Raw genomic sequence first — 13,928 nt, forward strand, 5'->3', positions numbered from 1 at the left:
GTGTTCGCACTGCCCATGGTCAGCTGCTCAAGGTAAGCTGAAAGACACAAGAGGAGAGTTCCGATGGCCTTTGAACTGCCCGCCCTTCCGTACGATTATGACGCACTTGCTCCGTTCATGTCGCGCGAAACGCTCGAATTCCACCACGACAAACACCATCAGGCTTATGTTACCAATGGTAACAAGCTGCTCGAAGGTTCCGGCCTTGAAGGCAAAAGCCTTGAAGAGGTCGTGAAGGAAAGCTTCGGTAAGAATCAGGCGCTCTTCAACAATGCCGGTCAGCACTACAACCATCTCCATTTCTGGAACTGGATGAAAAAAGACGGCGGCGGCAAGAAGCTGCCAGGTAAGCTTGAAAAGGCTGTTGAGTCCGATCTCGGCGGATACGACAAGTTCCGCGAAGATTTCATTGCGGCTGGCGCTGGTCAGTTTGGTTCGGGCTGGGCATGGCTGTCTGTTAAGAACGGCAAGCTCGAAATCTCGAAGACCGCAAACGGCGAAAGCCCGCTGGTACATGGCGCAACGCCAATCCTCGGCGTCGACGTATGGGAGCATTCCTACTACATCGATTACCGCAATGCGCGCCCTAAGTACCTTGAAGCTTTCGTTGATAGCCTCGTGAACTGGGATTACGTGCTCGAGCTTTACGAAAAGGCATAATTGCCGTTTCTTCGTGATCTGAGAGAACCCCGCGTAAGCGGGGTTTTTCTTTGCGGTTAATACAGAGCTTGTCCCGCAACGTGGTAAACACTTATGCATTCGATCCGGCCAGTTCAATTTCAATAAAACATGAATATAAATATCAAGATAAGAATTATTCGATTTTAAGAATGGAACTCAGAAGAAATAAACAATAGTATTTAATTCATGTTTTTCACAATTTCGTGTAATATTTGTAATACTCCCTTTAAATGCGGAATATTACTTTTGATCATTGGGATTGTCTGTCGATTTGGTTGCTAAAGCGCGAATTGTATCGGATATTTCACCCAATATGAGTGTTGCTTGATTTTAGATGTGGAGGATGACATGCGTTCCTTTTTTCTCACTGTGAGTTCGGTTGCTTTGTTGGTTGCCGGTGTGGCGCATGCCGACGTGATTGCTGATCGTCAGGCCATCATGAAGGACATGGGGCGCTCAGTCGGGCAACTTGCACCAATGGTGAAGGGTGAGAAGCCTTTCGATGCGGCAGCAGCTCTTGCCGCGCTCGAAAAGATTGATGCCGACGCGAAGAAGTTTGATGTCGACACGTTGTTCCCTGCAGAATCCGATCAGGGCGATACAGAAGCTTCGGCAAAGATCTGGGCCAATAAGGAAGACTTCGTCAAGCACGTCGAAAAATTCCGCGCTGATGCCGCAGCAGCTGTCGCTGCAAAGCCTGCGAATCTCGATGCGCTGAAGCCGATTTTCCAGCAGGTCGCTGCCAATTGCGGCTCGTGCCATCAGGTCTATCGTGAAAAGAAGAACTGATTAGCAACATTATGGTCCGAAAACTCGCATATGTTGCTGGTGCCGTCGTTATCCTGGGTGCTGCTGCTTTCTGGGTGCTGACAACGCCTCAGACAGTTGATCAGTCTGTGATTGCATCTCTACAACCGGGTGACGCAACGAATGGCGAGCAGATTTTCTGGGCAGGTGGCTGTGCTTCATGCCATGCCGCCCCGGGCGCGACGGGCGATGCGCGTAAAGTTCTTGCTGGCGGACATGAACTGGCATCAGATTTTGGCACATTCATTGCGCCAAATATCTCGCCATCAGAACAGGGTATTGGTAACTGGACCTTACACGACTTTGCCAATGCAATGCTGGAAGGGACGGGGCGGGCTGGAGAGCATCTTTATCCGTCATTTCCATACACATCTTACGCTAAGATGAAGCCGCAAGATGTCGCCGATTTGTTTGTCTACATGAAAACGTTGCCAGAATCGGACAATGTCGCGGCGTCGCATAAACTTGCCTTTCCATTCAATATTCGACGTGGTCTCGGGCTTTGGAAACAGCTTTATCTTTCTGATAAGCCCGTCGTCGAACTGGCCAATGCATCTGATCAGGTCAAGCGCGGTCAATATCTCACCGAAGCGCTGGGGCATTGCGCGGAGTGTCATACACCCCGTAATGCCATTGGTGGGCTGGACACAAAGCAATGGATGGCAGGGGCGCTTTCACCGGAAACCGGCAGCGATGGTCGCAAAGGCATTGTGCCCAATATCACCTCGGGTGAGGGCGGTATTGGTGACTGGAGCGCGAACGACATTGCATATGCGCTTCAAAGCGGTTTTACGCCAGATTTTGATTCACTCGGCGGTTCAATGACTGATGTTATTACCAACATGGCACAGATAAGCGAGGCGGATCGGGAGGCAATTGCAGCCTATCTTAAGGCGATCCCGGCGCATTCAAACGGCTATCCGTCCAATCGCTGATTAGCGTTTGGTGCAGCGAACGACAGTCGGCAGTCCGGCATTGGTGTATTTGCTTTGCATCGTATAGAGCCAGCCTTTGCATTCAGACATGGTCTGGAAACAGCGGAAGCGATCAACAGGTACCAATCCATCACTGCTGACGAACGGAGAATCGTCCACACCACTGAATTGGCCAACAATAACACCACTGCCGCGCGGGGGCGTGTTGCAGCGTTGCCCGGCAAATTCGCTGACGTTTTTGCGAACCTGTGCCTGAGCAAGTGTTACGGGCGCCAACAAAGGAAAAGCGATAAGAGCGGTTAAAACTGCACGATGCATGATCTGATCTCCGCGTCTGTTGATTTAAATAATATAAGCCCAATGAAAATTCCCGGCAATTGAATTGCCGGGAGCGTTCGTAAGCCGACCTTGCTATGCTTTTCCGACTGCTTTGAGCGCAAAAGCATAGGTGTATGCCACTTCTTCGAGCCGGGAAAACCGGCCCGATGCACCAGCATGGCCCGCATCCATATTGATGCGGAAAAGCACCGGATGATCATCGGTTTTTAGTTCACGCAGCTTGGCAACCCACTTGGCAGGCTCCCAATATGTAACGCGAGGATCTGTCAGACCTGCAACCGCCAGAATGCGCGGATAGGCTTGAGCCGTTACATTGTCGTAAGGCGAGTAAGCCGCGATCGTGCGATAATCAGCTTCCGAGGCTATAGGATTGCCCCATTCCGGCCATTCTGGTGGCGTGAGAGGCAAAGTATCATCGAGCATCGTGTTGAGAACATCGACAAATGGTACTTCAGCGATGATGCCGCCAAAGGCTTCCGGTGCAAGATTGGCAATCGCGCCCATCAGCATCCCGCCTGCCGAACCGCCATGTGCAACGATACGATCGTGGCTGGTGAAGCCCTCGGTAACGAGGTGTTTTGCAGCAGCGATAAAATCCGTAAACGTGTTCGTCTTTTTTTCCCGCTTGCCGTTTTCGTACCATGCGAAGCCTTTATCCTTGCCGCCGCGAATATGCGCGATGGCATACACGAAGCCTCGGTCAACCAGAGATAGTCGTGATGTGCTGAAGCTTGCAGGCATGCTCATGCCATAGGAACCGTAACCATAAAGCAGGCACGGTGCCGATCCATCGAGCTTCGTGTCTTTGTGATAGATCAGCGATACGGGCACCAGTTCACCATCTTTGGCAGGTGCCAGAACACGACGCGTGACATAATCTGAAATGGTATGGCCTGAAGGAACTTCCTGCGTTTTGAGCAGCACACGCTCGCGCGTGTTCATATTGTAGTCGAAAAGCTGCTCAGGCGTGGTCATCGAAGAATAAGAGAAGCGGATTACATCCGTGTCATATTCTGCGCTGCCGTGCAGACCGAGCGAATAGGCTTCTTCATCGAATGCAATGGCGTGCTGTTCGCCGGACTTGCGGTCGCGGATCACGATACGCGGCAGGCCGTTATCGCGCTCCATCCAGACGAGATGATTTTTATAAGCACCATGTGACAGGATCAGGCGTCCAGGAACATGGGCGACGAGCTCTTCCCAGTTTTCCGGCTGCGGTGCGGATGCAGGTGCGCGCATGATCTTGAAGTCTTTGGCACCGTCGATGTTCGTCAGAATAAAGAATTCATCACCACCGGGTGCAATATCGTATTCGACGCCTGTTTTACGAGCCATGATCAGCAGCGGTTTTGCAGATGGATCGTTGGCCGGCAACAACCAGGATTCAGATGTCTCATGGTCGTGAATGTCGATGAAGATGAAATCATCGAGTGAAGAACCGCTGATTCCAACAAAGAAACCAGGGTCTTTCTCTTCAAAGATCAGCTTGTCCTGCGACTGATCGGTACCGATCAGATGATAGAAGACTTTGGACGGGCGGTGGTTTTCATCAAGCAAAGTATAGAAAAAGCCTTTGCTGTTTGCATCCCAGCTGCCGCCGCCATTGGTATCCGTAAGGACATCTTCGAGATCCGACATTTTTTCGAGATCGCGAACTCTGAGTTTGTAAAATTCAGATCCCTTGTCGTCATAGCCCCAGATCAAACGATTGTGATCGGGGGAGTGATCAGCGGATGCGAGACGGAAATAGGCTTTGTCCTCCGCCTCCTTGTCGCCATCGAGCAGAATGGTCTCAGGACCGCCATCGCGTGGGGTGCGAATGAAATAAGGCTGCTCGCCGCCGGTCCGGAAGGATGCGCCGTAGGCATAAGGACCATCTTTTGAAGGAATGGATGAATCGTCCTCCTTGATGCGACCACGCATCTCGGAAAAAAGCTGCTTCTGAAGTGCGTCTGTGTCTTGCATCAAAGCGGTCTGATATGCGTTTTCCGCCTCCAGATGCTCGCGGATTTCGGGCGCCAGAACAGATGGGTCTTTGAACACTTCCTGCCAGTTGTCCGCTCGGAGCCAGGCATAGTCATCAATGCGTGTGATGCCGTGGCGTGTGTCGCTCGCAGGTTGCTTTGGTGCTTTTGGTGGCTGAGGAAAATGAGTATCCTGTGGCATGTAAAATCCAGTAAAAAGCGAATGAAATCAGTCCGAACCGTTGTGCCGGTCCGGACCGTGAAACACAAGAATTAATCCTGATCAAACACCAGTGCGTTGCCATTCATGCAGTAACGCAGACCTGTGGGCGGCGGGCCATCGGGAAACACATGTCCGAGATGTGCGTCGCAATCTGAACAGCGGATCTCTGTGCGATTCATGCCATAGGAATGATCTTCAACTGCGAAAACTGCATCTGGTTCGATAGGTTGGTAAAAGCTAGGCCAACCTGTTCCAGACTCGTATTTCGTTTCCGACTTATAAAGCGGCTTATCGCAGCACACGCAGCGATACGTTCCATGAAGTGAGCTATCAAAATTCGGGCTGGAGAAGGCGCGCTCGGTCCCGTGCTGGCGGGTGATCTGGTATTGAATGGGTGTGAGTTGTTCACGCCATTCTGCATCGGTTTTAATAACTTTCAGATGCCGGGTCTGATCAGTTGAATTAGACATTGTTTCCTCCTGTATTTGGAGCATTGCATTTTAGAAGTTCAAATTGTTCATTACTGGCTTAGCGAAAGATCTCTTGATTGCCCTTGGACATGGAAAGCCTAAGAGTTTCCCTTTGATAAAACGACGTCAAAAATTCGTCTTCTGGCGTATATAGTCTGATTTTGATGTACGTCGCTCAATAAACTGGTAAATCTTTTGTGTGCATGATCAGCTTTCAAAGCTATGTCTCATATATAGTTGTGGGAAGAATCGGATACGAGTTTATTTGTATAAAATATATTTGAGATTTGCCTTTTTGCTGCCTCAGTCATTATTCATGAATTTGCTCAACAAAAGATGGTTGTTTTAGCTGGCGTTAAAAGACTTGTCTCAAAAAAACGGTTGCTTAAGTTTGTCGTGTAAACTAAGGGAATTCTACAGACAATCTATCGTTTACCCCACATTTTGCGAATAGATTGCGGTGCGTCTGAGAGAGCTGTGTAAGATGTGGCAGTCATTTTGACATTTCAGTTGCTCGTTTGAGTGCATTGTATTTGTTAAAACAAGAAGAAAATAGTTCTTTTAATGTAAAGTGTTTTGACAGCTCTATTGCAAATCCCACTATTCATTGTTATCTGCGATGCGGGCTAATGTTGGGCAGTGATTAAGAATTTGCGCAGATCGCATACAGTTTTTCGAACGCTGCGACCTGCCTGATATAAAGATCGACGATAAAGGAAAAGAAATGGAAAACCCTGAAATTTACGACGAGAGCGCAGAATTGCTGCTCAGCCTGACTGCTGAAGTTGTTGCCGCTTATGTTGGAAATAATTCTATTCGCGCAAGTGAACTGCCTCTGCTGATTTCCGAAGTACATTCTGCTTTTAAGAGCAATGTTGTTCGTGAAGAGGCACCTGTTGTCGTTGAAAAGCCAAAGCCGGCTGTAAACCCGAAGAAGTCGGTTCATGACGATTACATTATCTGCCTTGAAGACGGTAAGAAATTCAAGTCGCTCAAGCGCCACCTGATGACTCATTATAGCATGTCTCCTGAACAGTACCGCGAAAAGTGGGACCTCGATCCTAACTATCCAATGGTTGCTCCGAACTATGCTGCTGCACGTTCGCGCCTTGCAAAGAAGATGGGGCTTGGTCGTAAGCCTAAGGACGCATAATTGATCCGATAGTTTTATCGGACGCTTGTCTTGTTATGAAGACAAGTCGATCATAGCCCGGCACGGTGTGTCGGGCTATTTTATTTTAGAGCGCATCCCGAAAAGGGTGAAACGGTTTTTGGAGCAAGATACGCGTAAAGAACAAAGCGATAGAGCATTTCTAATGATCCAGCGAAATCTGGAAATGCTCCAGTTCAGCTATGTCGTTTGAATTACCGAAAATAAGCAACATGCTTTGGTTTGTTTCTTGATCGCGTAGTCATCGTTCTGCCCTGTAGCCTGTCGAGAGCCTGCTTTAAAGCAATATGCCTATTAAGGTCATAGCTCCAATGGCCTTTGATGCCTTTTAGGCGTTCCCGTTCAATAAGGCGGATAAGTTTGGTTTCAGCTTGATTTTTCTTATCTTTTGAAGCGTTGAGCAGCGTATCCATATCGATACCCGCTATGATCTGGAGCGCTGCACGCTGCATCGCTCCTAATTTTTCTTCATTGCGCGTAGCAATAAATTCATTGCAAGTTTTTCGAAGGGCGATTTCCATTTTGCATCTTTCGTCCGTTGCGTGTTTCTGACGACACAATGACGGAAGCTCCACAGGTGTGGATAAAATTCCTAGATTTTAATAAAATCAGTGGATATCCGATCCAAACGATGATTCAATAAACTTATCCCCGCTTGCATAATCCTCATTATAAGAAGATATTCCTATAACAGTGAGGAAAGATGAATGTCTCTGAAAACTCCGGATATCATCCATACCCGCGCAGAAGCTGTTGAGGCTTTAAAGGTCATTGCAGCGCGACACGGACGAACACTGAAACTGGATAATTCTGGTCCGGTTCTGGGGCGCAGGCGTCACGAAAAGAACGTCGAAATCTGCGAAGCACTGATAGATATGTTGTCCGCTTACTTTGGTGTTAGCGGTACTGAGTTGCGTTCACCTATGCGGTGCAGACGGGAAGTTGCACAGGTTCGACAATTGGGGATGTACTTAGCTCACACCTCTTTCGGTATGGTGATGGGTGAGGTGGCAGTTGGCTTTTCTCGGGAGCGCACGACGGTCATGTATGCATGCCATCTCGTTGAGGATCGGCGAGATGACCCGGATTACGATGCGGTGGTTTCCGCATTGGAAAAACTCGTAAACGTTGGATTCTCGGATTGGAGGATGGCAGCTTGAGTGAAATGTATTCGACGTCCGAAGCAAGAATCATCCGTTTTTTGAAACAAGGTGGATGCGAAGTCCAGGATTCTGTACGCGAAACCCATGTTTTGCTTGTAGCTGATCACGGTACAATTGCGGCAACGCGTAACGAGCTGGATGCGATGCGAAAGCGTGGCGTTTTGATTTGCAACAATGGTCGGCTTGAACTTGCGTCTCAAGCACGAAAAAATTCGGAGAAAAAGTCAGCTACCGCGCGTAAAACTGAAACTATAGAGCTTGAATATGGTGAGAGGGTTGAAATTAACCCGTCTGAATCGCCGTTGGCGAAGCTTTTCAGGCTTCGCAATGGTGCAGGTATAAGCTTTATTTCTGAGGATGAGTTTCGGGCAGGTGAACGGTTGCGATCAGATTTCACCCGGGGTTCTATGATGCCTTCGATTTCAGCGCGATGGGATGTAGGCGTTGGTAATTCCGCCCGTTCGGGACCGGGAGGTATGGCTGAATTTACAGATATCGCGCTGGCAAGCCGGATGCGTGTTGAGCGCGCTTTAGAAGCCGTTGGACCTGAACTAAGCGGCGTGCTTATCGATGTTTGTTGCTTCTTAAAGGGGTTGGAACTCGTGGAGCGCGAGCGCCAATGGCCAGTTCGTTCCGGCAAAATGTTGCTCAAAATGGGGCTTTCGATGTTGCATCGGCATTATAATCCGCATTTAGGCAAGGAACCCCGCTCCACGGGTATTGTTCACTGGGGTGCAGAGGATTATCGCCCGGCAGCACGTCCACGGCAAAATTGATTGCTGCGATGCGTTTTCACCGCATTGACCCCGTCAACAGTTTGAATAACAAAGTCATTCTGACGGGGGAAATATGTTCAGGACTCGCGATAAGCTTGAAGAGATTTTATCAAAGTTGGAGACACGCATCAGCAGCGAGCGCGTTTTCAGCCGCATTTATGCTAGCGCAGCCACTACAGAAGCTAGCGCGTCTGACGAGCGTCGTAATCTTGGGCGACTTGTTGGTCCGCTGGATGGTCGGATCATTTCGATCAAAGACTTGTTCGATAACAAAGGCGAGCCGACACTCGCTGGCTCTATTGTACGCAGAACTGCTGCGGTCGCGAGCGAAGACGCCGTAATCGTCGAGCGTTTAAGGGCAGCGGGTGCAGTCATTATTGGCAAAACGCATATGACTGAATTTGCGTTTACCGCCGTGGGCTTAAACCCGCATTATGGCGTGCCTGCAAATGCAATTGATCCGCACTATGTGCCGGGTGGTTCATCCTCAGGGGCAGCTGTCTCGGTCGCAGAAGGCACAAGTGAGATCGCTATCGGGTCCGACACGGGCGGATCAGTGCGGATTCCCGCCGCCCTGAACGGGCTGGTTGGCTTCAAACCCACTGCAAATCGAATTCCGCTGCGTGGTGTTTTTCCATTGGCACCTTCGCTTGATTCGATTGGCCCAATCGCCCAAACGGTCGCGGATTGTATTCTTGCAGATTCGGTAATGGCGGGAGATGAGTCAGTTTTACCAGTACCAAGGGCTTTGGACACATTAACGGTTGGCTTGCCGGAGGGTATGCTGCTTGCCGATATGGACTCGGACGTTTGTGATGCTTTCAAGCGCAGCCTTAAGATGCTTCAGGAGGCGGGGGCTCGGATCGTTTCATTTGAGTTGAATGATCTCATTCTTGAATTACGGAAGGCTGCTTCCATTGGCTCGATTGCGGCCCTTGAAGCGAGCCATATCCATGCGGATACATGGTTGAAAGATCCTGACGCCAACGTCGACGAACGTGTGAAACATACACTCGCAAAACGTCTGAAAGTGTCCGAAAAAGACTATCACAGCCTTATGCAGACACGGCAAAGATTGATTGCTGAAATGAATCGGCGGCTTGCAGGTATAGATTTCTTGGTGACGCCGACAACGCCAATCGTTGCACCGACCATTGCGTCAGTTATTGACGATCCTGTCGCGTATGAGCGCGTTGAAGACCTACTCTTGCGTAACACGCAGATCGCTAACCAGTTCGATCTTTGCAGTATAACGCTGCCAATGCCGGTAACTGGAATGCCAGTTGGGCTTATGCTAACGGCGCGCAACAGCGCGGATAAGGAATTGCTCGCCGCCGCACTTTCTGTCGAAAAACTATTAAGCTGATGCTTTGAGTGCCTCTGCATCGCGACGGATACGCGCCACCATCGAGCGCAAACCATTGGAGCGCTGCGGTGTCAGATGTTCATCCAAACCCAGCTTCTTGAGAACCTCTTCCGGGTCAGATGCCACGATTTCGGATGCTTTGCGCCCCGAATAAAAGGCGAGCACGATGGCTACCAGACCACGCACGATATGCGCGTCGGAATCACCAAGGAAATCAATAATCGGGTCAGAACCTTCATGCGGAATGGTTTTGAGCCAGACCTGACTAACACAACCCTGAACTTTGTGCGCAGCATCGCGAGCATCGTCGGGATAGGCGGGGAGTTCTTTCCCGAGATCAATCACATAGCGATAGCGATCTTCCCAATCGTCGAGAAATTCGAAGTCGGAAATGATGCTGTCGATTGTCGTGGTCATGCTATCTGCTCAAGTTGGGTCACTGTTCGCTTGTCTATATAAGGACAAAGCGCGCGAACGTCACCCCAAACCATCAATTGTGCGAGGGAATTGCGCCCGTTGTTGAGCGATCAAGTGCCCGAAGCACTTCAGCGCGGGGAGTAGGGACCGGGATTTTCGAAATCGCATGCTGCGCTGGCTGAACCGCAGGTTCTGGCAAGGTTGATGTTGCGGTTGCGGGCTTTGTGCCAAAACGGTCACTTAGATATTCAAGCACACCGCCAGTGCGTTCCATTGCGCCGCTTGCGGCATTGGACAGAAAAGATGCGCCGTTTTCGCACAGTGAAGGGTTGTTTACGCAGAGCTTGCCGAGTTCCAGCGCGGTTTTTCCATTTGAAAGCAGCTGGTCGATTTGGTCCGGTTCAGTCTTGGATGCTGCACTAACTGGTTTCTGAGCTGGTGTGTTTTCGTCATTCGCAGGGAAAAAGTGCGGCATTATCATAAATGCCAGCGACAGCCAGATTGCGGATTTGATGAGAAAACGGATCATTGCTCTCGAATGTGTTGGCCGGGATTGGCAAAAACATTCTTCACTAAAATTGAAAAGATTCCGTAACCGAGAGAATCAAAGGTTTCGAGTGTCACTTCACGGCTAAGCGGTTCGGCATAGCATCTGTTTCATCCACCTTCTGTTTACCATAGTGGGAAAACTCTGGCTCGAGACTGTCAGATTTCGCATCAATCCGCTCATCGCGGCTTTGTTTTATCGTTTCTTTAAAGCCTCGGCTGCATTCTGCTATCAACAGGCCAATCCCTGATGGATGTGCCGAACGAGTATTGAGTGAGTAAGGCAAGTTGAGCGCCATTCTTTTGAACGCAGCGGAGAAAGCAGGCACGAAAGTTCAGGCGCTTGCGCGTTTTTATGAACGTTTTTGCCAGCGCTGGACAGATCGTTCAGATGCTTCTGCGATTCGCATCGTTGGTTCGTTCATGCTTTTGCCGGTGCTGCTGTTTATAACAGTTTGTGCATCGGGTATTGCAAATGACTTTGCGACATTCGCCGTACTCGCAGCAAGTTTCGCCGGCGTTGCGATGATATTCTGCGCTTTGAGCCTGATGGGCGTCAATGCTGCTGTTCTTGGAACGCTGAATTTTGCCGCATACGGCGCTGGTCTTGGCACAATCGCAGCACTTACCAATGGCAGTAGCATCGTGCTCTGGGTGATGGCGGCAGCCTTTCCATTCGAAGCATGGCTGGTTAGCCGTAAACCACTTGCGGCACTCGCAGCTGTTGGTGCGACGGCTCTCATTTTCGGTGCTGCTGGTCTTTCTGTCGCGAGCATGTCGTCCGCTGCACTCATCATTTCTCTCGTCTACATAACAAGCCTTATTGCTCGGAGTTCAACGGTTCGAACAGTGGTGGTTTCGGTACCAGAAGTTTCGCCAAAGCCTGTTGTAGCGGCTGGTGACATTGTGATGACACTCGACGCTGAAGGTATTGTTTTCGAAATCGAAAGTGCGTCCGCGGCATCTCTTGGTGTTCAGCCTGCAATGTTGGAAGGCGTTGCATTGCTTGACCGCGTTCACGTCGCTGATCGCGTCCAATATGTTTCTTTGCTTGCTGAACTACGCTCTGGTCGTAACGCGCGTCCTGCCGATGTGCGCCTTCGCACAGTTGAAGACGGCAATACTGTTTTCTTGTCATTCCGCATGGAAGGTTTTGCAAAGAATGGCATGATCACGCTGGTTGGGCGTTCGCTGGAAGGTGAGCATCGGCTGCTTGAAGAAATTACAGCATTGAAAGCTGAGCTTGAAGCAGAACGTATTGGCAAGGGTCGTCTGCTGGCAACCGTCAGCCATGAGCTGCGTACCCCGCTTAATTCGATCATCGGTTTCTCGGATATGCTTACGCATGAAATGGGCTGCCAGTTGCAGGATGAAAAGCAGCGCGAATATGCGGGGCTTATCCATAAGTCTGGTCACTATTTGTTGGAGCTGGTCAACTCCGTTCTCGATAATTCCAAGCTTGAAACCGGCACTTATCGGATTGAACCGCAGAGCTTTGCTTTCCGCGAAGCCGCTGATTTGTGCGCGTCGGTTATGCTGCCACAGGCCGAAAAGAAGGGCATCGCTTTCTGCCATCGTGTGAATACGACGACCGGTGATGTGGTCGCAGATCGCCGTGCGGTTCAGCAGGTTTTACTCAATCTGGCAGCCAATGCTGTGAAGTTCACGCCGTCGGGTGGTTGCGTCACCATTGATGCATCGCGCGTTGTGATTGATGGGCGACCGCAGCTCGAAATCGTTGTTGCAGATACAGGAATTGGCATTGAGCCGGAAGATATGCAGCGCATCGGATCGCCATTCGTGCGAGCAGATAATCAATATACGCGCGCGCAAGAGGGAACAGGCCTTGGCCTTTCGGTGGTCCGGGGATTGGTAGAGCTGCATCAGGGCTCAATGAATATTAAAAGCTGTGTGGGCGAAGGAACAGTTGTGACTGTTCATCTGCCGGTTGCAGGCCCGCAGAAACTATTTGATCAGGATTCTTTGGGAGAAGAAGACCAACAGCAACTTGGCACGGTCATCGATATGCACCGTCACCAGGGAGAACGGAACAATGAGTGGCACAAAGACGAAAACCGTGAACAGAGCAAGACGCGGATCGACGCGCAAGCCCGCAAAACGGCCTAGTCTCGGACGTCGTCTGCTTCAAGTCTTTTTCAGTTCGGCTTCGGCGCTAGCGATGTTCGCTGGCAACTTTATCGTGCGCAACCCTGTGCTGACTGGAGGCGCAACGGCTTTTGCAGTCGTTATGGGCTTTGTTTCGGCGAATGCGCTTTGGTATCAGCCTGAAGCACATAATGCTGTCTTCTTCAAAACCCGTAAGGACTTTGTCTTCAAGGCGACGCCACGCGCCTATCTGCCCGGAACCGCTCCTGACCATAAGCAGGAAGCGTCAGCGAACGTTCAGCCTGTTGAAACGCTAACACAAAGTCAGAGAGAAACAGCCGAGATTTCGCCGGATCGCTTGCAGCTAACCGGCTCAATCGATGAAATGTTGCCCGCACTCGCACCCAATGCAGATGTTGAAATTGCTCGTCTGCAGCAACGATTGCTGACGCTCGGTATCTATCAAGGCGCTGTTGACGGCTTTACAGGTCCGCAGACGCGTGAAGCTATTGAGCGCTGGCAGGCATTACAGAAAAAAGTCGGAGCGCCGGCGCAAAGCGGTGCAGTTACAGCTCCGAAAGAAGATGATGTCGCGAAGCTGATAGATACAGCTGTGCCAACACCACGGCCTCAGCCTGGAATTCAAAAGGTCGAAACATCTGCAAAGCGTGCGCCTGATCTGGCATCTCTGGAAAGAAAACCCGCGCAGCCCAAGAAGCAGCCAGTTGAATTGGCGGCATTCCAACCGCAGGCAAAAATTTCTTCGCAGGATATCGTCCGCGTTCAGGCTGGCCTTAAGGCGTTTGGCAATGAAATGGTCAGCGTTGACGGTGTTCCTGGCAAATCGACACAGGATGCTATTCGCGAGTTTCAGAAACTGTTCAAACTGCCTGTAACTGGCGAAGTTGATGCTGCGTTGATTTCTAAAATGCGCGAAATTGGCCTGATCAGCTGATACGGGATA

General features: G+C 50.3%; 16 protein-coding genes. 9 read left to right on the forward strand and 7 right to left on the reverse strand.

Going from position 1 to position 13,928, the window contains the following annotated elements; all coding sequences use genetic code 11:
- The first annotated feature begins 63 nt into the window (after positions 1-63).
- The 3 genes from RI570_RS09365 (at position 64) to RI570_RS09375 (ending at position 2,423) form a co-directional block, all read left to right on the forward strand.
- Positions 64-660, forward strand: a complete 597-nt coding sequence (locus RI570_RS09365) for a superoxide dismutase (RefSeq protein WP_313828154.1) — start codon at positions 64-66, stop codon at positions 658-660.
- A 369-nt stretch (positions 661-1,029) separates the two neighbouring features.
- Positions 1,030-1,470: a c-type cytochrome gene (locus RI570_RS09370; RefSeq protein WP_313828155.1), complete on the forward strand. Its 441-nt coding sequence runs from the start codon at positions 1,030-1,032 to the stop codon at positions 1,468-1,470.
- A gap of 11 nt (positions 1,471-1,481) precedes the next feature.
- Positions 1,482-2,423, forward strand: coding sequence for a cytochrome c (locus RI570_RS09375; RefSeq protein ID WP_313828156.1), 942 nt, complete (start codon positions 1,482-1,484; stop codon positions 2,421-2,423).
- Here RI570_RS09375 and RI570_RS09380 read toward each other — a convergent pair whose 3' ends face one another.
- The 3 genes from RI570_RS09380 to msrB form a co-directional block, all read right to left on the reverse strand.
- Positions 2,424-2,741 (reverse strand): hypothetical protein, encoded by a 318-nt coding sequence (locus RI570_RS09380; protein WP_313828158.1) that lies wholly within the window; start codon positions 2,739-2,741, stop codon positions 2,424-2,426.
- Between the two features lie 93 nt (positions 2,742-2,834).
- Positions 2,835-4,928 (reverse strand): S9 family peptidase, encoded by a 2,094-nt coding sequence (locus RI570_RS09385; RefSeq protein ID WP_313828159.1) that lies wholly within the window; start codon positions 4,926-4,928, stop codon positions 2,835-2,837.
- 71 nt (positions 4,929-4,999) lie between these two features.
- Entirely contained in the window at positions 5,000-5,419 is a 420-nt protein-coding gene (gene msrB / locus RI570_RS09390) for a peptide-methionine (R)-S-oxide reductase MsrB (RefSeq protein ID WP_313828160.1), read from the reverse strand.
- Between the two features lie 724 nt (positions 5,420-6,143).
- Here msrB and RI570_RS09395 point away from each other — a divergent pair.
- Positions 6,144-6,572: a MucR family transcriptional regulator gene (locus tag RI570_RS09395; RefSeq protein WP_310010701.1), complete on the forward strand. Its 429-nt coding sequence runs from the start codon at positions 6,144-6,146 to the stop codon at positions 6,570-6,572.
- A gap of 212 nt (positions 6,573-6,784) precedes the next feature.
- Here the strand turns inward: RI570_RS09395 and RI570_RS09400 are convergent, their stop codons facing one another.
- Complete coding sequence (locus tag RI570_RS09400; RefSeq protein ID WP_313828164.1) at positions 6,785-7,111, reverse strand: cytoplasmic protein; 327 nt, start codon at positions 7,109-7,111, stop codon at positions 6,785-6,787.
- Between the two features lie 186 nt (positions 7,112-7,297).
- Here RI570_RS09400 and RI570_RS09405 point away from each other — a divergent pair, with 186 nt between their 5' ends.
- From RI570_RS09405 to RI570_RS09415, 3 genes are all read left to right on the forward strand, one after another.
- Complete coding sequence (locus RI570_RS09405) at positions 7,298-7,750, forward strand: helix-turn-helix domain-containing protein (protein ID WP_409558633.1); 453 nt, start codon at positions 7,298-7,300, stop codon at positions 7,748-7,750.
- Positions 7,747-8,529 (forward strand): DUF6456 domain-containing protein, encoded by a 783-nt coding sequence (locus RI570_RS09410; protein ID WP_313828165.1) that lies wholly within the window; start codon positions 7,747-7,749, stop codon positions 8,527-8,529. Before RI570_RS09405 ends, RI570_RS09410 begins: the two co-directional genes overlap by 4 nt.
- 73 nt (positions 8,530-8,602) lie before the next feature.
- Positions 8,603-9,895, forward strand: coding sequence for an amidase (locus RI570_RS09415; protein WP_313828167.1), 1,293 nt, complete (start codon positions 8,603-8,605; stop codon positions 9,893-9,895).
- Here RI570_RS09415 and RI570_RS09420 read toward each other — a convergent pair.
- From RI570_RS09420 to RI570_RS09430, 3 genes are all read right to left on the reverse strand, one after another.
- On the reverse strand, positions 9,887-10,312 hold the full coding sequence (locus RI570_RS09420) for a SufE family protein (protein ID WP_250042735.1): 426 nt from the start codon (positions 10,310-10,312) through the stop codon (positions 9,887-9,889). The two genes, RI570_RS09415 and RI570_RS09420, sit on opposite strands and share 9 nt — an antisense overlap.
- 73 nt (positions 10,313-10,385) lie before the next feature.
- Complete coding sequence (locus RI570_RS09425) at positions 10,386-10,841, reverse strand: hypothetical protein (protein ID WP_313828168.1); 456 nt, start codon at positions 10,839-10,841, stop codon at positions 10,386-10,388.
- A gap of 91 nt (positions 10,842-10,932) precedes the next feature.
- Entirely contained in the window at positions 10,933-11,157 is a 225-nt protein-coding gene (locus RI570_RS09430; RefSeq protein ID WP_313828169.1) for a hypothetical protein, read from the reverse strand.
- Between RI570_RS09430 and RI570_RS09435 the strand changes: the two genes are divergently transcribed.
- Together RI570_RS09435 and RI570_RS09440 are read left to right on the forward strand one after the other, a co-directional pair.
- A complete protein-coding gene (locus RI570_RS09435) occupies positions 11,147-12,985 on the forward strand; it encodes a HAMP domain-containing sensor histidine kinase (protein ID WP_313828170.1) in 1,839 nt (612 codons plus the stop codon). The genes RI570_RS09430 and RI570_RS09435 overlap by 11 nt on opposite strands.
- Positions 12,912-13,919 carry a peptidoglycan-binding domain-containing protein gene (locus RI570_RS09440; RefSeq protein WP_313828171.1) on the forward strand — a complete coding sequence of 336 codons (1,008 nt, stop codon included), beginning with the start codon at positions 12,912-12,914 and terminating at the stop codon, positions 13,917-13,919. Before RI570_RS09435 ends, RI570_RS09440 begins: the two co-directional genes overlap by 74 nt.
- Positions 13,920-13,928 lie beyond the last annotated feature (9 nt).

This window comes from Brucella pseudogrignonensis (genome assembly GCF_032190615.1).
Lineage (GTDB): Bacteria > Pseudomonadota > Alphaproteobacteria > Rhizobiales > Rhizobiaceae > Brucella > Brucella pseudogrignonensis_B.